The sequence below is a fragment of the Paraburkholderia sp. WS6 genome, from assembly GCF_030464835.1.
Taxonomy (GTDB): domain Bacteria; phylum Pseudomonadota; class Gammaproteobacteria; order Burkholderiales; family Burkholderiaceae; genus Paraburkholderia; species Paraburkholderia madseniana.
Map to the genome: position 1 here is coordinate 1 of NZ_JALQCK010000019.1, position 21,245 is coordinate 21,245.

The window sequence follows — 21,245 nt, forward strand, 5'->3', positions numbered from 1 at the left end:
CCGCCCCGCACAGGGGCAACACTAATAGACCACTAACAAAACAAGGAAAGGCCAAAGCCCTAAGAACACAGACAACAAGCGCCGCAAAGGCAAAAAAAAAGCAAAGCCCAACGCGGCACGCATCCACACACCCGCGCGCCGCGCAGGCAAAAAAAACCATCAAACAGCTACAGCAACACTCTCCTTAAGCACCGTTTCAAGAATCCCCATAGCCTCATCAAAGACGGAGTCTTGAATAGTGAGCGGGAACAGGAACCGAACGACGTTCGAATAAACACCACAAACCAGCAGCAACAACCCGCGCTCAAGCGCCCGAGCCTGCACCCGCTTGGTGAAATCCGCATCCGGCTCCGTGCCACCCGCCTTGCAGAACTCAACAGCAACCATGCCACCCGGCCCACGCACATCGGCGATCTGCGGAACTTCGCTCTGAAGCGCGATCAGCTTCGCCTTGACGCGATCACCCAGAACGGTAGCCCGCTCGCAGAGCTTCTCTTCATCGATGATATCGAGCACAGCATGCGCGGACGCAACCGCCAGCGGGTTACCCGCATACGTGCCACCCAGACCGCCAGGCGCCGCAGCGTCCATCAAATCAGCACGTCCGACCACGCCCGACAACGGCATCCCACCCGCCAGGCTCTTGGCCATCGTCATCAGATCAGGCACCACGTCATAGTGATGCATCGCAAACAACTTGCCGGTACGGGCAAAACCCGTCTGCACTTCGTCGGCAATCAGCAAAATGCCATGCTCATTGCACAGCTTGCGCAGTGCGCGCACGAACTCCGCCGGCGCCGGGTAGAAGCCGCCTTCGCCCTGAACCGGTTCGAAAATAATCGCCGCGACGCGCTTCGGATCGATGTCGGCCTTGAACAGAAACTCGATCGCCTTCAGTGAGTCGGCCGTCGTCACGCCATGCAGCGGATTCGGGAACGGGGCGTGGAACACGTCCGCCGGGAACGGACCAAAGCCGATCTTGTACGGCGCAACCTTGCCGGTCAGCGCCATGCCCATCATCGTGCGGCCATGGAAACCGCCGGTAAACGCGATCACGCCCGGACGGCCGGTCGCGGCACGCGCAATCTTGATCGCGTTTTCAACGGCTTCGGCGCCCGTCGTGAAGAAAGCGGTTTTCTTCGGGTAGTCGCCCGGCGCGCGCGCGTTGATCTTCTCAGCCAGTTCGACGTACGACGCGTACGGCACGATCTGATACGCGGTGTGCGTGAAATGATCGAGCTGGTCGCGGATCGCGGCCAGAATCTTCGGGTGACGGTGGCCGGTGTTGCACACCGCAATGCCCGCGGCGAAATCGATGAAACGGCGGCCTTCGACGTCCCACAACTCGGCATTCTCCGCACGCTCGGCGTAGAAATCGCACATCACTCCGACGCCGCGCGGCGTGGCGGCGTCTTTGCGGCTCTTCAGGTCAGCATTCTTCATGGTTATCTCCTTCGCTCCTCGGTGTTTGCGGGGGTGCCGCCAACGGACGCCGCACGCGCAGCGCAGCACATGCAGCGACTATAATGAGATTTGGCTCTTAACTTCAGAGCCATTTCAATAAAAATGTAGGAGCCAATCATGCGCGCGAGCGTTTTGTCCGACTGGCTGGCGCAGCGCCTTGACCGTGGCAACGGCCAGCCGATCTATCGTCAGTTGCATCGGCTGTTGCAGCAGGCGATCCTGTCGCGCGAATTGCCGGCGGGCAGCAGGGTGCCGTCGTCGCGTCTATTAGCGCAGGAATTGGGCATCGGGCGCAATACCGTCACGCAGGTGTACGAGCAGTTGGTGCTCGAAGGCTATGTGAACTCGGCAACCGGCCGCGGCACGTTCGTCGCCGAAAGCGCGCCGGACGAGATCGTCGGCGTGCCCGACGCCGAGGCACTGGCCGCGCCGCTCGAGTCGTTGCCTCTGCCGCTGCCTTTGCAGGGCAGCCGCGCGTTGTCGACGCGTGGCGCGAGGCTGATTTCGGGGGCGGGCGTCTCGAAGCGGCAATGGGGCGCGTTCATGCCCGGGGTGCCGGATGTCACGAAGTTTCCGGCGCGCGTGTGGAGCCGTCTGCACAACAAGTATTGGCGCAGGCCGCGCCCGGACTTGCTGACCTACGCGCCGGGCGGCGGCCTGGCCTCGCTGCGGCACGCGTTGGCGGACTATTTGCGCACGTCGCGCTCGGTGCGTTGTACGCCCGAGCAGATCATCGTCACGACCGGGATCCACCAGTCGGTCGACCTGGCTGTGCGCCTGCTATCCGATCCGGGCGATGTGATCTGGACCGAAGACCCATGCTATTGGGGCGTGCGCAGCGTGCTGCACGTGTCCGGTCTGCAATCGCGGCCGATCGCCGTCGACGAAGAGGGCATCAATCCTTCCGCCGACGATCTCGCGCAGCCGCCGAAGCTGATGCTCGTCACGCCGTCGCATCAATATCCGCTGGGCATGGTGATGAGCCTCGCGCGGCGCCGCATGTTGCTCGAGTACGCGCGGCAGAATCAGTGCTGGATCATCGAGGACGACTACGACAGCGAATACCGTTACGGCAGCCGGCCGCTCGCATCGTTGCAAGGTCTGGATAGATCCGGGCAGGTGATTTACGTGGGCAGCTTCGGCAAGACGCTGTTTCCTGGGTTGCGGATCGGCTACCTGGTCGTGCCGGAAGCGCTGGCCGAGAGCTTTGCGACTGCGAGCGCGGAGTTGTATCGGGAAGGGCAGTTGTTGCAGCAGGCGATGCTCGCGGAGTTCATCGCGGAAGGGCATTTCACGTCGCATATCCGCAAGATGCGCACGCTCTACGGGCAGCGTCGCCAGACCCTGCTGGATGCTGCAGCGCGTCGTTATGGCGACGCGCTGCCGGCCGTGGGCGGCGATGCTGGTTTACATCTGGTGATGCAGCTGCCCGAAGGCAGTAACGACCGCGCGGTGGCTGCTGCTGCGCTGGAGCGCAATATCGTCGTACGGCCGTTGTCGGGGTATTACGCGCAGCCGTCGCTGGCGCCGTCGGGTCTGCTGATCGGCTATGCGTGTGTGCCGGACGAAGAGATCGCGCCGGCGTTCAATACGCTGGCTGAGGCGATTGACGCGACGCTTGTGCAGTTCGCGTGAGCGGGGCTTGAGGGCAGGTGAGGGCGCTTTTCAGATAGCGACGCTGTAGGGACGGACCATTGAAACGGTTTGCGTGAGGCCCAGGCCAGCAAGAGTGTCGAGGTATTCTTCGACAGACTTGGGCGGATTTTTCAACGACTTTCTGTGTTCAGCCATTGCTTCGAGAACCTTGGCCTGGTTCAGGTCGAAGAGATCAGCGATGAAGTCATCAGGATGCTGAGCGGCCACATTGAATGTGCTCAAAGCGTCGACTGGAAAATCCTTCAGGTTGAACGTGACAATGAGTTCCGCGCCGCAATGCACGGCGGCGGCGACCACATGTGCATCACCAGGGTCTGGCAAATCGATGGCCGGCATCAGATGCTCATAATTGTCGACCAAGGCATCCCGCACATGCGCGTCCATCAGGTCGCGGACGCGATAGATCTTGACGGGGTCGAGATCAGGACGGTTTGCAATCAGATTGCGGGTCCACTTGTCATGAATAGCCGGCGTCCAGCGCGCACGATAGAGGTCGGTTAGCGCGAGACGCATCAACAGATTTCGTAATGGTTGGGAGTACAGAACGCAAGCGTCGTAGATCGCAGTGAAATGTGACGACATTGATTATTCCAGGCCCATTTCCTGTGACAACGCTGCGAGTTCGTCCAAGGCCTTGCGCCGGTCCGAATCGATTCGATCCTTATACGCCATCACGTCTTCATAACGCACTCGCCGATGCGTATTGACCTTCCGGAAAGGGATTTCTTTCTTTTCCAGCAACTGGACGAAATACGGGCGCGATACGTTAAGCAGGTCGGCCGCTTCCTGCGTGGTCAACTCGGCATGAATAGGGATGATCGACACAGCGTTACCCTGGCCGATTTCCGCGAGGACGTCGACGATCAGACGCACAACAGACGTCGGCAATTCGACACTGCGCGTTTCGCCCTTGCTGTCCTTGAAGTCGAACTGTTGCGTTTCGGCGCGGCTTGAAAGCACGACGGACAGATTCCGACCGGAGACACGGGCGAGCTCAGCCTCTTGCGCTGACGGGAGCGGCGTGGGATGGATCGAGGTGTTCATGGCGTGGTTCCTTTCGAATTCGCTATTGTAAATCGAAATATTCGAAATCGCAATAAACGAAATGGTCGCGCGCGTGCTTCAACGCCTCAAATCCGAATCAACACAGCCCCCAGCGTAACCAGTGCGCAGGCCACGATCCGCCGCGTGGTCAGCTTCTCCTGCATGAACAGCCAGCCGATCAGCACCGCGAAGATCGAACTGAGTTCACGCAGCGCAGAGACCATCGCAATCGGCAGATAGCGGTAGGCCTCGATGATCAGGCAATAGGCGGTGAGTGCGAGCACACCGGACGCGATGCCCTTGAGCACCACCGTGCGGCCGATGAACAACCCCTTCGCGCCGCCACGCCAATGCCAGGCGAGCAGAAACTGCGGGATATTCCAGATCAGATAGACCCACATGATGTAGCTTAAACCGTTGCCCGCCACGCGCGCGCCGATTCCGTCGACGACCGAATACGTGGCGATGAAGAAGCCCGTCAGCAGCGCGAACGGCACGCTTTCGCCGGAAAAACGCATGCCGCGGCGGAACGCGAGTGAGACGATGCCGAGTGACACCAGTGCCACGCCGATGGCCGCCAACGGCTTGAGCGATTCGTGCGCGAATACCAGCGCGCCGACGAATACGAGCATCGGCGAAAGACCGCGCGCAATCGGATAGATTTGCCCGAAATCGCCGCTCTTATAAGCGCGGATCAGTGCCAGCAGGTAGCCGAATTCGAGTACTACCGACGCCAAGATATAAGGCCACGCCGCCGGTGCGGGCAAAGGCAGCACGATCACGCCGACCGCGCTGACTGCGACATAGGGAATCGCCATCATGCCAAGCAGCCATACGCGGTCTTCGGATAGATGCAGAAACGCGTTCCAGGTAGCGTGAAGCAGCGCGGAGAGCAGCACCAGCAAGACGACAAAGGTGTCCATCAGAAACCAGGGAGAGGGGAAAGAAGGCCAGAGCGCCGGCTGCAAGCACGTGATTATTCCAGCAGAACGCGGGAATGGAGGGGTGGACGACTAAACTGAAGGGGCTTTATGTGGCGAAAACCGGTGATTTGTGGCGACGAGAACCCGCTGCTCAACCTCGTCGCAGCGCTAGCAGGCCGGCGCACTTACACACTGGCACACAGTATCGAAGCGGCCTGGACGAGGGTTGGCGAAGCACGTCTCGCCACCCCCAGGCTTTCAGGAATCGTGAAGCGCTCACGTCACGCGTTCGCGCAGCCACGCGGACGCCAGATCGATCACCGTCACGACCACGATCACCATGATCATCACCGCGGCCGTCTGCGCGTAATTGAACGAGCGGATCGCCTCGTACAGCACCACGCCGATCCCACCCGCGCCGACCATGCCGACCACCATCGCCGAGCGCACGTTCGATTCGAAGCGATATAGCGCGTACGAGATCCACAACGGCAGCACTTGCGGCAGCACGCCGTAAATGATCTCGTCGAGACTGGTCGCGCCGGTGGCGCGAACGCCTTCGGCCGGACGCGGATCGATTGCCTCGACCGCTTCGGCGAAGAGCTTGGCGAGCACGCCGGTGGTGTGCACCCACAACGCCAGCACGCCGGCGAACGGACCGAGTCCCACCGCGACGATGAACAGCATCGCGAAGACCATTTCATTGATCGCGCGGCACGCGTCCATCATGCGGCGCATCGGCTGCACGACCCACATCGGCGCCATGTTGTGCGCGGACATCAGCCCACACGGCACCGCGCACACCAGCGAGAGGGCTGTGCCCCACACCGCCACCGACAGCGTCACGTACATCTCGTGCAGATAGCTGCGCCATTCGGTGAAGTCCGGCGGGAAGAAGTCCTTGGCGAACTGCCCCATGTTGCCCGAGTCGGAGAGCAGGTCGAGCGGTCGCATATCGGCGCCGTGCCAGGCGCCACCCAGCACGGCAAGCACGGCGATCCAGCCGATGAGCGACAGCCAACTGCGTTTGCCCGCAGCGGGGGCGCCGCGCGCCGCCTGCGCGGCGAGCGCTTCGCTCGCACGCGTGGGCGACGTGATCAGATCAACGGTGTTCATTGCTTGGCTATGGCGGTGTTGAGTGCGCTCAGCCTGGCGTCGAGTGCGGCCAGTTGGGTCTTGCGGTCGTCGTCGGAAAGATGCGTGTCGCTCTCGATCTTCTGCTTCTGCTGGAACAACGCGACCTGGCGAATCGGCAGCAACTGCTCATCCGACGATGCCGCGAAGCCGGCGTAGCCCGTGATAGCAGCCATCACCGCTTTTTCATGCGGATCGGTCTTGCCGTAGTTCACGAAGAAGTTGCGGATCTTGTCCTTGGTGGCTTGCGGCAGATCCTTGCGCCATACCAGCGGGTCCGACGGAATCAGCGGCGACGTCCACAACACGCGCACTTGCGCAAACTTGTCCGGATGCTGCTTCTTCAGCGTGTCGAGCATCTCGGTGTTGTTGGTCGCGATGTCGATCTTGTTGTTCACCACGGCCAGCAGATTCGCTTCGTGGCTCGACGGCAGCACGGCCTTGAACGAGGTGTTGACCGGCGTGTTGTGCTTGGCGAACAGGTAATAGCCGGGGATCAGCGTGCCCGAGGTGGAGTTCGGATCGCCGAAACCGAGCGTGACGTCCTTCGTGTTCTTGAACACGTCGTCGAGCGTCTTGAGGCGGCTGTTCACGTTGGTGATCAGCACCGACTTGTAACCGGCGTCGCCATTCAGATACAGGACCTTCGCGAACACTTCGCCTTGCGAGCGATCCACCGCTTCGATCGCCGAGGCATTGCCAAAATAGCCGACCTGTACCTTGTTAAAGCGCATGCCTTCGATGATGCCGGCGTAGTCGGTCGCGAAGAACGCTTTGACGTTCAGGCCGGTTTGCTTGTTCATGTCGTCGATCAGCGGCTCCCAGCGCTGTTTCAGCACGGAGGACGAATCGGTCGAGATGATGCCGAGATTGATGTCCTCGGCTTGTGCGGTGGCGACGCAGGCAAATGCGGCTGCGCCGACGGTCAGCGTGATCAATGAACGCAGGAATTTCATCGCTTTGAGGTCCGGTTGAGTGAACAGAATGAGTGGGCGCGCTCAGTTCGAGTGCGCCGGATTGAGGGCGAACGCATAACGCGTCGAGGTGGATTCGGTGTCTTGCGCCGGTGCGCTGGTGTCAGCCCCGTTAGCGTTGCTGTCCGCATGATTGACCGCGCCCGCGGCGGTCTCTTCGAGCAGTTCACGGGCATCGTCGCCGTAGAGTTTCTTGAGCAGGGCAGGGCTCAGCGCGGCCGAGGGGCCGTCGTAGACCACCTTGCCGCGACGCAGTGCAACGGTGCGCGGGCAATACTGCATGGCGATGTCGACCTGATGCAGCGACACCAGCACCGTCAGTTGATGCTCGACGTTAAGGGTGCGCAGCATTTCCATCACACGGCGCGACGATTCGGGGTCGAGCGAGGCGATGGGTTCGTCGGCGAGCACGATGCGCGCGCGTTGCACCAGAGCGCGCGCCAATGCCGCGCGTTGCTGCTGGCCGCCGGAGAGGTTGGCGGCGCGTTCGCGTGCATGGTCGCCGATGCCGACTTCGTTGAGCGCGGCCATCGACAACGCCCGCTCCGCGGCCGGAAAGCGCCCGCTCAAACGGCGCCACAAAGGCAGCCGCGCGAGCGCGCCGATCAGCACGTTGCTCTCGACGGAAAGCCGGTTCACCAGATTGAATTGCTGGAACACGAAGCCGATATCGCGGCGAATGCTGCGCACTTCGCGCACAATGCGGCCGTTCTGCTGGATTGGCCGGCCGAGAATCGCGATCTGCGACGGTTGCGCATCCGAGGCCGTGAAGCCCGCGATATGCCGCAGCAGTGTCGACTTGCCCGAGCCCGAGGCGCCAATCAACGCAACCATTTCGCCCGGCTCGACACGCAGATCGATTTCGTCCAGCGCCTTGCGGCCGTTGCTGAACGTCTTGCTCAACCGTTCGATACGAATTGCTTCCCGAATTGCTTCCATGAGTACCCCTTCATGCATCCGGCCATTGCCGGCATGTGTGGGGCTCATTCTAGGAAGCGTCTGTGACGGTTGAGTGAAGGCATCGCAACGTCTAGACGACTATATCTATATGTGTCTTTTTTGAGTCGCCGGGAAGGCAGACAGAAGTCATTCGTTCGAATGGAAAATGACACCCGTATGACATGATTTGCATTGGACGGGGCGGGCTGCGCATGATCACCCGCAGCCAGGCTATATTGCGTCATTCAGTGTGCCGTCCCCAATAACCTTGCAGTTCCTTTCGACGTCGTCATGCAGCCTTTGAGCTTTCTGCCCGACAGTTTTGCGGAGTACGAAGATCTCAAGACGATCCTCGACCAGGGCAGCGCCAGCTTCGAGATCCGCACCGTCTGCGAGACGACGGTGCGGGGCCGGCAATTCGCGGTGCACACCGCGAGTATCGGTTCAACCGATCCGCTCGCGCCGGCAATCGGTTTTTTTGGCGGCATTCACGGACTCGAACGGATCGGCTCGCAACTCGTGCTCGACTACATGCGCGCGCTGCTCGCCCGGCTGGAATGGGACGAACTGCTGGTGCGGCAGTTGCAATCGATTCGTCTGATCTTTATGCCGATCGTCAATCCGGGCGGCATGTGGGCTGCCACGCGGGCCAATCCCAATGGGGTCGATCTGATGCGCAATGCGCCGCAGAATGCCGACGAACGGGTGCCGCTGCTCGCCGGCGGTCAGCGGGTGGGCGCGTGGTTGCCGTGGTATCGCGGCCGGCAAGGCGAGCCGATGGAGCCCGAGGCCTCGGCACTCCTGCGAGTGGTCGAAACCGACATGGCCGTGCGGCCCCTGAGCATCGCGCTCGACTGCCACTCGGGCTACGGCTGGCGCGACAGCATCTGGTTTCCCTACGCGCGCACCCGCAAACTGATGCCGCATCTGCCGGAAATGTACGTGCTGAAAACCATGTTCGAGCGCGCGCATCCGCATCATGGCTACGCGTTCGAACCGCAAAGCCACCAGTATCTGTTGCATGGCGATCTGTGGGACTTCGCGTACGACCGTACGCCGCCACCCAACGTCTTCCTGCCGATGACGCTCGAACTCGGTTCGTGGCTGTGGATCAAGAAGAATCCGCGCCAACTGTTTTCGCGCCAGGGCATGTTCAATCCGGTCAAGGCGCATCGCACCGCACGCGTGCTGCGGCGTCATGCGAATCTGCTCGATTTTCTCGCGCGCGCAGCGTTCTCGTCGCAACGCTGGCTACCGCAAGGCAATCGTCGCGAAGAACTGCTGCAAAACGCGATCGACCATTGGACCAGGCCGGAAGCGCCATGAGCACATGGATTCTTTTGCGTGGACTGACGCGCGAAACACGCCACTGGGGTCGTTTGCCCGGCGTGCTGCGCGAGGCGACCGGCACGGATCGCCTGTTGCTGCTCGATCTGCCCGGCAACGGCGAGTTCGCTAACTTGCGCGCACCGGCCGCGGTCGAGGATATGGTGGGCTTCGTGCGGATTGCTGCATTGCAAACGGGTGCGGCAGGTCCTTATCGCGTGCTGGCGATGTCGCTCGGCGGCATGGTGGCGACCGACTGGGCGCAACGGCATCCCGGCGAGATCGAGCGGCTCGTGTTGATCAATACCAGCATGCGGCCGTTCAGCCGCATGCACGAGCGCTTGCGTCCGTCGGCATGGCCGGGCCTGCTGGGCGTCGCAGCACACTGGCGCGATGCGCCGCGCGCGGAAAGCGGCATTCATCGGCTGACGTGCAACAACGCCGAAACGCTGGGCGCCGATCTCGATGCATGGAGCGAAATTCGCCGCAGCGCGCCGGTGAGCCGCGGCAATGCGTTACGGCAGCTTTGGGCTGCCGCGCGCTTTAGTGCGGCAGCGGCGAAACCGCATTGCCCGTTGCTGATTCTCTCTTCACGCGCCGATAAGCTGGTCAATCCGGTGTGTTCGGTCAAGCTCGCGGCCGCGTGGGGCGCAACGCATCGCGAGCATCAATGGGCCGGTCATGACCTGCCGCACGACGACCCGGCCTGGACCAGCGAACAGGTTCAGGTATGGCTGAAGCAGGAGGCTGGCGAATTGAAGGCCGCGCTTTAAACAGAGGCGGCACGGTCGCCGGCAGCGGGTATAACCTAAGTGAGCTCGCGCATCGATTTCCGGGTGGCAGGCGCATAATCCTGGTTCAGACGATGCATGCGAATCAAGCGATACTCGCTATTGCCGCCCGCCGGGGGAGTTGATCATGCAAGCAAAGAATGAAGAAGCCGTCACGCACCTGCTGAACGATGTCTTTGAATTTGCGCGTGGGCGATTGCCGGAGCCAACCTTCAAAGTCGTCGAGCCTTTCCTGCGGCACTACTACGATTTCGTCGACGCCGACGACCTTCAAAGCCGCTCCATCGCCGATCTTTACGGCGCAGCGCTTGCCCACTGGCAAACCGCGCAGCGCTTCGTGCCAGGCAGCGAACGGCTGCGCGTCTACAACCCGATACTCGAACAGCATGGTTGGCATTCCGATCACACGGTGATCGAAATCGTCAACGACGACATGCCGTTTCTGGTCGATTCGGTATCGATGGCGGTCAACCGCCTCGGGCTCGCGCTGCATTCAGTCGTGCATCCGGTGTTTCGCATCTGGCGCGGACCGGACGGCAGCATTGTGCGCGTGGGTCAGGGCGCTGAAGATGCCGCCGATACGCGCTCGCAGCTTGCCTCATTCATTCACTTCGAGGTCGACCGTTGCGGCGACGCAGCGAAACTCGACGCATTGCGTGACGAGATCGCCAAGGTGCTGCGCGACGTGCGCGCTGCAGTGGAAGACTGGCCGAAGATCGTCGAACTCGCGCGTGTCACCGTCAAAGGCATGAAGGCCGGCGAGGCAGGGCCCGAAGGTGTCGAGGCCCGCGCGTTCCTCGAATGGATGGTGGCCGATCATTTCACGTTTCTCGGCCAGCGCGACTATGAATTGGTGCAGCACGATATCGGCTTTGGCCTGCGTGCGATACCCGCCTCCGGCCTCGGCATTCTGCGCGATGAGTTGCGTCCCGCGGGCGCTGCCGAAGTCACGCCATTGCCACCGGCGGCCGCCGATATCATCTCCGGCTCGTCGCCCATTTTCCTGACCAAGGCCAACTCGCGCGCGACGGTGCATCGGCCGGGCTATCTGGATTACGTCGGCATCAAGCTGACCGGTGCGGACGGCAAAGTGACCGGCGAGCGGCGCTTTATCGGCCTGTATACGTCCACCGCCTACCTGGTGTCGGCCTCGGAAATCCCGATCGTGCGGCGCAAATGCGCGAACATCGTACGACGGGCCGGTTTCCTGCCCAAGGGCCACCTGGCCAAGTCACTGGTGACGGTGCTCGAAACCTATCCACGTGACGAACTGTTTCAGGCCGACGAAGACCAGCTCTACGATATCGCGCTGGGTGTGCTGCGTTTGCAGGAGCATCAGCGCACGCGTATGTTCGTCCGGCGCGACCGTTTCGATCGCTTCGTGTCGTGTCTCGTGTTCGTGCCGCGCGACAAGTACAACACCGATCTGCGGCAGCGCATTGCCAATCTGCTGACCGATGCATTCAACGGCGCAAGTGTCGAATTCACGCCGTTGTTGTCGGAGTCGACACTCGCGCGCATTCACTTCGTCGTGCATGCGAAGCCCGGCGGCATGCCGACTGTCGACACGCGTGAGCTCGAAGCGCGGCTCGTGCATGTCACGCGCCGCTGGCAGGACGATCTCGCCGACGCATTGCTCGATGCATTCGGCGAAGAGCAGGGCAACCGTCTCCTGCAACACTATGCGGATTCGTTTCCCCCCGGCTATCGCGACGATTATCCGGCCCGTACCGCGGTGCGTGATATCGAGTTGATCGAACGCGTGCAGGGCAGCGAGCGGCTCGCCATGAACCTGTACCGCCCGATCGAATCGGGGCCACGCGCGTTCCGTTTCAAGGTTTATCGTGCGGGCTTGCCTATTGCGTTGTCGCGCAGCTTGCCGATGCTCGAACATCTCGGCGTGCGTGTCGATGAAGAGCGGCCTTATCTGATCGAAGCACTCGACGCCACGCCTGCCTGGATTCACGATTTCGGCCTTGAACTCGCGGACGATGCGGAGTTCGATATCGAACGGGTGAAGGATCTTTTCGAAGACGCGTTCGAACAGGTGTGGACCGGTGGCATCGAAAGCGACGATTTCAACCGGCTGGTGTTGCGCGCACAACTGAGTGCGCGCGAGGTGACGATTCTGCGTGCCTACGCCAAGTACCTGAGGCAGGTGGGTTCGACGTTCAGCGATGCTTATATCGAACGCGCGGTCACCGGCAATCCGGCGATCGCCCGCATGCTGGTCGAGTTGTTCATTGCACGTTTCGATCCGGTGCTCGGAGACACGCGCGAGGCTCGCGTCGATAGCTTGCTGAAGACGATCGACAGCGCGCTCGATCAGGTGCCGAATCTCGACGAGGACCGGATACTCCGGCAATTCCTCGGGGTCATCAAGGCGACGCAGCGCACGAATTACTATCGCTTCGACGCCGACGGCCATCCGAAACCGTATCTGTCGTTCAAATTCAATCCCGCCCACGTGCCCGGTTTGCCCGAACCGAAACCGATGTTTGAAATCTGGGTGTACTCGCCGCGTGTGGAAGGCGTGCATTTGCGCGGCGGCCGTGTTGCGCGCGGCGGTCTGCGCTGGTCGGATCGGCGTGAGGACTTCCGCACGGAAGTCCTCGGGTTGATGAAGGCGCAGATGGTCAAGAATGTGGTGATCGTGCCGGTTGGCTCCAAAGGCGGTTTCGTCGTAAAGAATCCGCCGCCGCAAACCGAGCGCGACGCGTGGATGCGTGAAGGTATCGCCTGCTATCAGACGTTCCTGCGCGGCTTGCTCGATTTGACTGACAACCTCGCGGGTACGACGGTGGTGCCGCCGCCCGATGTGGTGCGGCATGACCCCGATGACCCCTATCTGGTGGTCGCCGCCGACAAGGGCACCGCCACCTTCTCCGACTACGCGAACGCGATCTCCCAGGAATATGGCTTCTGGCTCGACGACGCCTTTGCGTCGGGCGGTTCGGTCGGTTATGACCACAAAAAAATGGCGATCACGGCGCGCGGCGCTTGGGAGTCGGTCAAACGGCACTTCCGCGAAATGGGCGTCGATACGCAAGCGACCGACTTCACGGTCGTGGGCGTCGGCGATATGTCGGGCGATGTATTCGGCAACGGCATGCTGCTCTCGCCGCATATCAAGCTGGTAGCCGCGTTCGATCATCGGCATATCTTTCTCGATCCGAATCCCGACCCGGCGGTAAGCCTTGCCGAGCGCGGACGACTTTTCGGGCTTGACCGGTCGAGTTGGGCCGACTACGACCCGTCGCTGATCTCGGCGGGCGGCGGCGTGTTTCCGCGCACCGCCAAGACGATTCCATTGTCTCCAGCCGTGCAGTCGGTGCTTGGCATCAGCGCGCCGGCGCTCGCGCCCGCTGAATTGATGCGCGGGATTCTGCAGGCACCTGTCGATCTGCTCTACAACGGCGGTATCGGCACCTATGTGAAGGCGAGCCGCGAAACGCATCTGCAGGTCGGCGACCGCGCCAACGACGCGATCCGTGTCAACGGCTCCGATCTGCACTGCAAGGTCGTCGCGGAAGGCGGCAATCTCGGTCTCACGCAATTCGGGCGTATCGAGTTCGCGCAGCGCGGCGGCCGCATCAATACCGATGCGATCGACAACTCTGCTGGGGTCGACTGTTCGGATCACGAGGTCAACATCAAGATTCTGCTGGGCCTGGTCGTCTCCGACGGCGAAATGACCGGGAAACAGCGCAATGCACTGCTCGCGGAAATGACCGATGAAGTCGGCTTGCTCGTCTTGCAGGACAACTATTACCAGACCCAGGCACTCTCGATTGCGGGCCGCTATGGCGTCGAATTGCTCGATGCCGAAGCGCGTCTGATGCGTTATCTCGAACGCGCGGGCCGCCTGAACCGCGTGATCGAGTTCTTGCCGACCGATGAGGACGTCGCCGAGCGCCAGGCCGCGAAACAAGGGCTGACCACGCCTGAGCGCGCGGTGCTGCTTGCCTATAGCAAGATGTGGCTCTACGACGCCCTGCTCGAATCGTCGATGCCGGAAGACCCGCTCGTCAGCGACATGCTGATCGAATACTTTCCGAAGCCGTTGAGGCAGCGCTTTAGCGAACCGATGCAGCGTCACCCGTTGCGGCGCGAAATCCTTGCGACGCATTTGACCAATGCGTTGGTGAATCGCGTCGGCTGCGAGTTCGTGCATCGGCTGATGGAAGAGACCGATGCACAGCCTGGTGACATCGTGCGGGCCTGCATCATGGCGCGTGACGTGTTCGATCTCGACGACGTATGGCGCAGTATCGATGCGCTAGATAATCGTGTCGCCGACGATGTGCAGGCGCGAATGTTCGTCGAAGTGGCGCGGCTCGTCGAACGCTCGGCGCTGTGGTTCCTGCGGCAATTGCAATCGGGGGCGGTCAGCGACGGTGATGTCGCCGGCTTGCTCGCACGCTGCCGCGATGCGGCGCAACGGCTCGCGCCGCAATGGCCGGCGCTGTTGCCGAGCGCCGATCTCGAAGCGCTGTCCGAGCGCCAACGCGTGCTCGTGGACGCCGGTGTCGATAGCGAACTGGCGGTGCGAATCGCCAGCGGGGAGATATCGGCGGCTTTGCTCGACATCGCCGAGGTGGCGTCGACCTGCGGACGCAGTCTCGAACTCGTGGCGGGTGTCTACTTCGCGCTCGGCACGCTGCTGAACTACGGCTGGATCAGCGAGCGCGCGGCCGCGCTGCCGGCGCCCACGCATTGGGACATGCTGGCGCGCGCCACCGCGCTGGCGGAACTCGCACGCCTGAAACGCGCGTTGACCACGAGCGCGCTGGCCGACGCCGACGAGGCATCCACGCCGGACGCGTTGGTTCAGGCATGGCGCGAGAAGCGCACCGCGCAACTCGAACGTTACGCGCGCCTGCTTGCCGACTTGCGGGCCACGGGCGGCGCGAGCTTGTCGATGCTGCTGGTGATCGTGCGGGAGATGGCCGTGCTCGAAAGGGCATAGCACGACGGAGCGCGAGAGCGGGCAGATGTGCTGCATACGTCACAGAACCCGGCGCGGAACAGCGCCGGGGTTGGACGCATGCCGGTTGGCATGTCCATAATACGAACTATTGCCAACTGAAAGCGCTCTGCAAACTCACGGACCCTCGCAACGACGATGAAAGAAGAATCGCCGAAAGCCATTTTCTATGCGCTTGCCGCCAACCTCGGCATCGCTATCTGCAAGTTCGCTGCTGCCGCGTTCACTGGTTCCGGCTCGATGTTCGCCGAAGCCATTCACTCGACCGCTGACTGCGGTAACCAGTTGCTGCTGCTATTCGGCTTGCGTGAAGCGCGCAAGCCGGCAAGCCCGTTGCATCCCATGGGCGGTGGCCGCGAGATCAATTTCTATTCGCTGCTGGTGGCATTGCTGCTGTTTTTTGTCGGCGGCGCGTTTTCGGTGTACGAAGGCGTGCATCGTTTATTCGCGCGCGAGCCTTTGCAGTACGCCTATGTGGCGCTCGTCGTGCTGGGCGTTTCGGTGGTGCTCGAAACGCTTTCGTTGTGGGGCGCGGTGAAGGAGATCCGCAAGTCGCATCCGGACAAACACCTGTGGCGCTGGTTTCGCGAAACGCGCGAGTCCGAACTGCTGGTGGTGGCCGGCGAGGACATTGCCGCGTTGGCGGGTCTTGCGATCGCCTTCATTGCCGTGTTGCTGACGATGGTGACTGGCAATCCCGTCTACGACGCACTGGGCTCCATCGGCGTCGGCGTGTTGCTGATGGTGATTGCGTGGCTGGTGGCGCGCGAAGTGAAGTCGATGATCGTCGGCGAATCGGCGAGCCCGGAAGTGCGCCGCGCAATCGAGACGCATCTGCGCGGCCGCTCCGAGATTCGCAGCATCATCAACATGATTACGCTGCAGTGGGGTCGCCACGTGGTGGTGGCGGTGCAAGCGGAAATGATCGACTACGCGAGCGGCCGCGCGATGGTCGATGCGATCAACGTGATCGAAGCGGACTTGCAGGAGGCGTTTCCGCAAGTGCGCTGGGTGTTTTTCGAACCGGACGTACCGCGGGTTTGATGCTTTGTCCCGGTTGCCTGGTACGTACGGTTCACTCGGGGCCAGCGGATCGCGCTAGTGTCTCCGCTTAGGAAGGCCCTTACTTTCGCGTCTGCTGCCCGGTGCATTGGCCGCTTATTTGAAACCGGTCACCGCATGCGGCACGTACAGCTCCTCCAATTGACGGATCTCGTCCGCGCTCAGATTCAGCGACAATGCCGCGACCGCATCGTCGAGATGATGGAGCTTGGTCGCGCCGACGATAGGCGCGGTAATCGGCTTCTTCTGCAACACCCAGGCTAGCGCGACTTGCGCACGCGGCACACCGCGTTCTTTCGCAATCTGACTGACGCGTTCCACGATCCGGCGGTCGGCGTCTTCGGTATGTGCGTAAAGTGTGCGGCCGAACTCGTCGGTCTCGGAGCGTGCGCTTTCAGTGTTCCAGTCGCGCGTCAGACGTCCGCGTGCCAGCGGGCTCCATGGAATGACGCCGATGCCCTCGCTTTCGCACAGCGGCAGCATCTCCCGCTCTTCCTCGCGATAGAGCAGATTCACGTAGTTCTGCATCGTCACGAAGCGCGTCCAGCCATGGCGTTCAGCCACATGCAATGCCTTGGCGAACTGCCACGCATACATCGACGACGCACCGATATACCGCGCCTTGCCTGCCTTCACCACGTCGTGCAGCGCCTCCATGGTTTCTTCGATCGGTGTGTCGTCATCCCAGCGGTGGATCTGATACAGATCGACGTAATCCGTACCGAGACGCCTCAGGCTGTTGTCGATTTCCGCCATGATCGCCTTGCGCGACAGACCCGCGCCGTTCGGGCCCGGATGCATGCGGCTATTCACCTTGGTGGCCAGCACGATCTCGTCGCGCTTCGCAAAGTCCTTCAATGCGCGGCCGACGATTTCCTCGCTGGTGCCGTCCGAGTAAACGTTGGCGGTATCGAAGAAATTGATGCCGTGGTCGAGCGCCTGCTTGATAAAGGGGCGCGCCGCTTCATCGTCGAGCGACCAGGAGTGGGTGCCGCGAGCGGGCACGCCGTAACTCATGCAGCCGAGACAAAGACGCGATACATCGAGGCCGGTGCGGCCGAGTTTCACATAATCCATCGAGGTGCTCCTTTGTTGAAGTGCACAAACGCGGTGCGTGCTGACTACCTCCCATTATAGGAACGGACGCGTTGACGTGCTGAAGGGCCAACCGAACGCGCGGGTCGGCGGAGTTCAGTCGCGGCGGGTGAATTGCTGCAATACGTAGTGGAAAATAATTTCTTCGCATCTATACTTCTTTCGGCTTGAAAGCGGCCTTTCTCCCAATCTGCATCACAAGCAAAAAGGAAGGATCACGATGCTGACTCGCACACTTGGCGCAATCTCTGCCATTGCACTCGCGGCATGCGCCGCCTTTACATCTGGCCCTGCCAGCGCGGACGACAACGACGGTTTCTCGCAAGGCGACGGCGGCTCGCACGGGCGGCCGGTCAAGGTGATGATCGTTTCGATGTTCGGGCCGGAAGGGCAGGTATGGCTCGATCGGCTTGGTCCATGGCGCGAGATTACGGTCGATGGCTTATCGCCTGACTACCCGACGGTTCATTGCAATAAGCAGGACGTGTGTGTCATGACGACTGGCATGGGGCATAGCAACGCTGCCGCGTCGATCATGGCGTTGACCTTTTCGCCGCGGTTCGATTTGCGGCATACGTATTTTATGGTGGCGGGGATTGCCGGGATCGATCCGCAGCAAGGCACGGTCGGATCCGCCGCGTGGGCGAAGTACCTGGTCGATTTCGGGATTCAGTGGGAGATCGACGGGCGGGAGATTCCGCCTGGCTGGAATACCGGATACCTCGGGATCAATACCACGAGTCCGACGGCCAAGCCGCCGCTCGACTATCGGACGGAGGTGTTTCAGTTGAATACCCAGCTTGCCGATACGGCGTTTGCCTTGTCGCGCAGCGTTGTGCTGTCAGATAACGCTCAGGCGCAGGCTGCGCGGGCCAAGTATTCGTATGCGCCTGCGAATCGGCCGCCTACTGTCATTCAATGCGACACGCTCGCGGGCGATACCTGGTGGTCGGGGACGCTGCTTGGGCAGCGGGCGCGGGATTGGACCAAGATTCTGACGGATGGCAATGGTGTGTATTGCACTACGCAGCAGGAGGATAACGCGACGTATGAGGCGCTTAAGCGCGCGGCCTCGGTGCATAAGGTTGATTTGAATCGCGTTGCGGTGCTGCGGGCTGGGTCTGATTTTGATCGGCCATATGATGGGCAGACTAGTGCGGATAATTTGCTTAACTATGCTGCGCAAGGGGGTTTTACGATTGCTATTGAGAACCTTTACAGGTCGGGGAATCCGCTTGTGCAGGATATTGCCACTCATTGGGGGGAGTGGCGGGAGGGGGTGCCAAAGAGGTAGCTTTTTTGCCTTCGCGGCGCTTTTTGTCCGTGTTCCTGGGGCGTTGGCCTTTCCTTGATTTGCTAGTGGTCTATTAGCGTTGCCCCTGTGCGGGGCGGCACCTATTTTTCTTTGCATGCCGCAAAGAAAAGTAGGCAAAAGAAAGCGGCTCAAACCACTCCTGCTAAGTGGGCACCGTAGTTTGCCAGGGGTAGTGGTGCATCTGGAATCTGTGTTCGTGCACCTGCATACGCCAGTGACAAGGGCGTCATACTTCCGGCGGCGCTGCGCGCGCCGAAGCGTAGGTCATCAAACCACCCGCTACGTTTTGGCGTTCACGCCTCGCCACCGGACCGTGGCTCGCCATTGCACCGCTGTCACCAACGCCATCGCGATTGTGATTGGAACTGCAACCGGAACCGTGATTTCAGGACACCGACATATCGTTTGAAGTAAGGGGTTGCCGGGTGAGTGCAGAGACACCTCGCCGAGGCGAAGCCGATGGCCCCCGCTGCGCCCAACCGAAGCCCCTGGTTTCCCATGCAGACCCGTCCGCGACGCACGCAGTGCGGAGTGGGAGCTGATGAGTCCTTTGTCACTAGCGCTGAATGTGCGAGAACACGGATTCCAGATGCACCACTACCCGCTGCAGACCACGGCGCCCACTTAGTAGTAGCGGTTTGAGCTGCTTTCTCTTGCTTACTTCTCTTTGCAGCCGGCAAAGAGAAGTAAGTGCCGCCCCGCACAGGGGCAACGCTAATAGACCACTAACAAATCAAGGAAAGGCCAACGCCCCAGGAACACGGACAAAAAGCGCCGCGAAGGCAAAAACAAAAACCAAACCTTTACCGCTGCGGCGCCCGATAAGGCGTCCACGCCCCCACATCCACATCCCAATCATCAAGTTCAGACGGTGTCATAACATGCTCCTTCGTAAAGAGTGCAAACAACCCACCGCGATGAAAATTTCTTTTGGAAACCGAATCATCGCGGCGCATTCGCCTTACTGCCCGTTGGCGACGCGCGTAACGTCGCCACCAGTCCCTTCCTGCAATGCAATGCGCGCAGCCTGCGTCTGACCAATCAGACCTTTATTCGGGTACGACGTACGATTCAACGCAGGCAACGAACCATCGCGATACGCCGCGACCAGCTCAGCGTTAACTTCAGCACGCGTTTTGCCGACGGTGGTCGGAGCAGGCAACGTTTGATACGTGCCCGCATGCCCAATGCCCCCACCGTTGCTTTGAGCAAACACCGGTGCGCTGGCAAGCAGCGAAAGAGCCAGACCTGCTAAGAGATTGCGCTTCATGATTCACTCCTGTCGATTCGTTTGCAGCACGAGCGGCGCTGCGACAGGGTGAAATGTAGACTTCGAGGTGATGCGGATAAATCGCACTTTCGCGAAATGAATTGTCGCGAATCTAGAACAATCGCGACGGCGTACGCGTTATCCGGTTACTGCAGGGCAACCGCGGCATTAGAGCCGCGGTTGAAATTCACTTTTCCATAATCTGTACTTCAACTCGCACGAATCAGGCAACCCACTCCGTTATCACCGGCGTGTCGAGTATCGGAGCAGATTCGCGTTCTTCGAAAGTACGCTTCGTGCACATCGCGTCGAGACTGCCGCGTCCGCTGAGCAACGGGCAGCGGTCGAACAGCTCGGCAATCCAGTCTACGAAAACACGGACTTTAGGCGACAGATGCCGACTGTGCGGATAGACTGCGGAAATCGGCATCGGTAAAGGCTTCAGCTCCGGCAGCACTTCAACCAGCTGACCCGAACGCAGATGCGGCAGTACCATGAAGAGCGCCGGCTGAAACAGGCCGAAGCCTTCCAGGCCGCACGTTACGTAAGCATCGGCGTCGTTCACCGACACAATGCTCTTCATCTTCACTTCGACTTCTTTGCCATCAACCATGAAGGCCCAATCGATCGTGCGCCCCGTGCGGCTCGAAAAATAATTGACTGCTTTGTGATTCTCGAGGTCTTCGAGCGAAGTCGGCATGCCCGCACGCTCGATGTAGCTGGGGGCCGCGCATGTCACGCCCTCGAACAAACCGATACGGCGCGCCACCAGCGAGGAATCCTGTAGCGCGCCCACCCGCACCACGCAATCCACGCCTTCCTGCAACAGATCGACGGGCCGGTCCGTCAATCCGAGCTGCAGGTCGATGTCCGGGTAACGCGTGTGGAATTCACACAGCGAAGGGATCACCAGCAAACGCCCGATCGATCCCGGCATGTCGATGCGCAGCTTGCCGTGCGGCTTTTTATTGCCGCTCTGGAAGCTGGCCTCGGTCTCTTCGACGTCCGCGAGGATGCGCACGCAGCGTTCGTAATACGCCGCGCCGTCCGGCGTCAGCGACAAACGCCGCGTGGTCCGGTGCATCAGCCGCGTGCCGAGGAACGCTTCGAGGTTCTGAATGATGGTGGTAACTGATGCGCGTGGCAGGTCGAGCGTTTCCGCCGCGCGGGTAAAGCTGTTGGTGTCGACGACGCGCGTGAACACTTGCATGGCCTGAAGCCGGTCCATTGCAAACCTCCTAAAAGGGGCGGGCGCACTGAGCAGG

General features: G+C 61.1%; 16 protein-coding genes. 6 read left to right on the forward strand and 10 right to left on the reverse strand.

The features are described 5' to 3' along the window. Nucleotides 1-159: 159 nt before the first annotated feature. Nucleotides 160-1,443 carry a 4-aminobutyrate--2-oxoglutarate transaminase gene (locus M0D64_RS22185; protein WP_266259257.1) on the reverse strand — a complete coding sequence of 428 codons (1,284 nt, stop codon included), beginning with the start codon at nucleotides 1,441-1,443 and terminating at the stop codon, nucleotides 160-162. A 138-nt stretch (nucleotides 1,444-1,581) separates the two neighbouring features. Here M0D64_RS22185 and M0D64_RS22190 point away from each other — a divergent pair, with 138 nt between their 5' ends. Next, nucleotides 1,582-3,099 (forward strand): PLP-dependent aminotransferase family protein, encoded by a 1,518-nt coding sequence (locus M0D64_RS22190; RefSeq protein ID WP_266259258.1) that lies wholly within the window; start codon nucleotides 1,582-1,584, stop codon nucleotides 3,097-3,099. A 30-nt stretch (nucleotides 3,100-3,129) separates the two neighbouring features. On the opposite strand, the gene M0D64_RS22195 is transcribed toward M0D64_RS22190, so the two are convergent. The 6 genes from M0D64_RS22195 to phnC form a co-directional block, all read right to left on the reverse strand. Further along, nucleotides 3,130-3,702 (reverse strand): PIN domain-containing protein, encoded by a 573-nt coding sequence (locus M0D64_RS22195; RefSeq protein ID WP_266259259.1) that lies wholly within the window; start codon nucleotides 3,700-3,702, stop codon nucleotides 3,130-3,132. 3 nt (nucleotides 3,703-3,705) lie between these two features. After that, nucleotides 3,706-4,164 (reverse strand): helix-turn-helix domain-containing protein, encoded by a 459-nt coding sequence (locus M0D64_RS22200; RefSeq protein ID WP_171928324.1) that lies wholly within the window; start codon nucleotides 4,162-4,164, stop codon nucleotides 3,706-3,708. Nucleotides 4,165-4,250: 86 nt separating this feature from the next. Beyond that, nucleotides 4,251-5,087, reverse strand: coding sequence for a DMT family transporter (locus M0D64_RS22205; RefSeq protein ID WP_266259260.1), 837 nt, complete (start codon nucleotides 5,085-5,087; stop codon nucleotides 4,251-4,253). A 276-nt stretch (nucleotides 5,088-5,363) separates the two neighbouring features. Further along, nucleotides 5,364-6,203: a phosphonate ABC transporter, permease protein PhnE gene (phnE, locus tag M0D64_RS22210; protein WP_154567167.1), complete on the reverse strand. Its 840-nt coding sequence runs from the start codon at nucleotides 6,201-6,203 to the stop codon at nucleotides 5,364-5,366. Then, nucleotides 6,200-7,177, reverse strand: coding sequence for a phosphonate ABC transporter substrate-binding protein (gene phnD, locus M0D64_RS22215; protein WP_266259263.1), 978 nt, complete (start codon nucleotides 7,175-7,177; stop codon nucleotides 6,200-6,202). Before phnD ends, phnE begins: the two co-directional genes overlap by 4 nt. A gap of 42 nt (nucleotides 7,178-7,219) precedes the next feature. After that, a complete protein-coding gene (phnC, locus tag M0D64_RS22220; RefSeq protein ID WP_266259264.1) occupies nucleotides 7,220-8,134 on the reverse strand; it encodes a phosphonate ABC transporter ATP-binding protein in 915 nt (304 codons plus the stop codon). 291 nt (nucleotides 8,135-8,425) lie between these two features. Between phnC and M0D64_RS22225 the strand changes: the two genes are divergently transcribed. The 4 genes from M0D64_RS22225 (at nucleotide 8,426) to M0D64_RS22240 (ending at nucleotide 16,282) form a co-directional block, all read left to right on the forward strand. Beyond that, nucleotides 8,426-9,460 (forward strand): M14 family zinc carboxypeptidase, encoded by a 1,035-nt coding sequence (locus M0D64_RS22225; protein ID WP_266259265.1) that lies wholly within the window; start codon nucleotides 8,426-8,428, stop codon nucleotides 9,458-9,460. Next, entirely contained in the window at nucleotides 9,457-10,233 is a 777-nt protein-coding gene (locus M0D64_RS22230; protein WP_266259266.1) for an alpha/beta fold hydrolase, read from the forward strand. The genes M0D64_RS22225 and M0D64_RS22230 overlap by 4 nt, the downstream gene beginning before the upstream one ends. Before the next feature lie 145 nt (nucleotides 10,234-10,378). After that, on the forward strand, nucleotides 10,379-15,220 hold the full coding sequence (locus tag M0D64_RS22235; RefSeq protein ID WP_266259267.1) for an NAD-glutamate dehydrogenase: 4,842 nt from the start codon (nucleotides 10,379-10,381) through the stop codon (nucleotides 15,218-15,220). Nucleotides 15,221-15,376: 156 nt separating this feature from the next. Next, entirely contained in the window at nucleotides 15,377-16,282 is a 906-nt protein-coding gene (locus M0D64_RS22240; RefSeq protein WP_171928331.1) for a cation diffusion facilitator family transporter, read from the forward strand. A 114-nt stretch (nucleotides 16,283-16,396) separates the two neighbouring features. Here the strand turns inward: M0D64_RS22240 and M0D64_RS22245 are convergent, their stop codons facing one another. Further along, complete coding sequence (locus tag M0D64_RS22245) at nucleotides 16,397-17,377, reverse strand: aldo/keto reductase (protein ID WP_171928332.1); 981 nt, start codon at nucleotides 17,375-17,377, stop codon at nucleotides 16,397-16,399. A 238-nt stretch (nucleotides 17,378-17,615) separates the two neighbouring features. On the opposite strand from M0D64_RS22245, the gene M0D64_RS22250 reads away from it, so the two are divergent. Continuing rightward, a complete protein-coding gene (locus M0D64_RS22250; protein ID WP_171928333.1) occupies nucleotides 17,616-18,689 on the forward strand; it encodes a purine nucleoside permease in 1,074 nt (357 codons plus the stop codon). Nucleotides 18,690-19,671: 982 nt separating this feature from the next. Here M0D64_RS22250 and M0D64_RS22255 read toward each other — a convergent pair. Both M0D64_RS22255 and M0D64_RS22260 read right to left on the reverse strand, forming a co-directional pair. Next, complete coding sequence (locus M0D64_RS22255) at nucleotides 19,672-19,980, reverse strand: DUF4148 domain-containing protein (protein ID WP_154566783.1); 309 nt, start codon at nucleotides 19,978-19,980, stop codon at nucleotides 19,672-19,674. Nucleotides 19,981-20,203: 223 nt separating this feature from the next. After that, on the reverse strand, nucleotides 20,204-21,208 hold the full coding sequence (locus M0D64_RS22260; RefSeq protein WP_154566782.1) for a LysR family transcriptional regulator: 1,005 nt from the start codon (nucleotides 21,206-21,208) through the stop codon (nucleotides 20,204-20,206). Nucleotides 21,209-21,245 lie beyond the last annotated feature (37 nt).

Coding starts and splice junctions, on each gene's coding strand:
- M0D64_RS22260 (WP_154566782.1), bottom strand. CDS start 21,208: ATGGACCGGCTTCAGGCCATGCAAGTGTTCACGCGCGTCGTCGACACC.
- M0D64_RS22205 (WP_266259260.1), bottom strand. CDS start 5,087: ATGGACACCTTTGTCGTCTTGCTGGTGCTGCTCTCCGCGCTGCTTCAC.
- phnD (WP_266259263.1), bottom strand. CDS start 7,177: ATGAAATTCCTGCGTTCATTGATCACGCTGACCGTCGGCGCAGCCGCA.
- M0D64_RS22225 (WP_266259265.1), top strand. CDS start 8,426: ATGCAGCCTTTGAGCTTTCTGCCCGACAGTTTTGCGGAGTACGAAGAT.
- M0D64_RS22230 (WP_266259266.1), top strand. CDS start 9,457: ATGAGCACATGGATTCTTTTGCGTGGACTGACGCGCGAAACACGCCAC.
- M0D64_RS22245 (WP_171928332.1), bottom strand. CDS start 17,377: ATGGATTATGTGAAACTCGGCCGCACCGGCCTCGATGTATCGCGTCTT.
- M0D64_RS22190 (WP_266259258.1), top strand. CDS start 1,582: ATGCGCGCGAGCGTTTTGTCCGACTGGCTGGCGCAGCGCCTTGACCGT.
- M0D64_RS22240 (WP_171928331.1), top strand. CDS start 15,377: ATGAAAGAAGAATCGCCGAAAGCCATTTTCTATGCGCTTGCCGCCAAC.
- M0D64_RS22200 (WP_171928324.1), bottom strand. CDS start 4,164: ATGAACACCTCGATCCATCCCACGCCGCTCCCGTCAGCGCAAGAGGCT.
- M0D64_RS22185 (WP_266259257.1), bottom strand. CDS start 1,443: ATGAAGAATGCTGACCTGAAGAGCCGCAAAGACGCCGCCACGCCGCGC.
- phnC (WP_266259264.1), bottom strand. CDS start 8,134: ATGGAAGCAATTCGGGAAGCAATTCGTATCGAACGGTTGAGCAAGACG.
- M0D64_RS22250 (WP_171928333.1), top strand. CDS start 17,616: ATGCTGACTCGCACACTTGGCGCAATCTCTGCCATTGCACTCGCGGCA.
- phnE (WP_154567167.1), bottom strand. CDS start 6,203: ATGAACACCGTTGATCTGATCACGTCGCCCACGCGTGCGAGCGAAGCG.
- M0D64_RS22255 (WP_154566783.1), bottom strand. CDS start 19,980: ATGAAGCGCAATCTCTTAGCAGGTCTGGCTCTTTCGCTGCTTGCCAGC.
- M0D64_RS22235 (WP_266259267.1), top strand. CDS start 10,379: ATGCAAGCAAAGAATGAAGAAGCCGTCACGCACCTGCTGAACGATGTC.
- M0D64_RS22195 (WP_266259259.1), bottom strand. CDS start 3,702: ATGTCGTCACATTTCACTGCGATCTACGACGCTTGCGTTCTGTACTCC.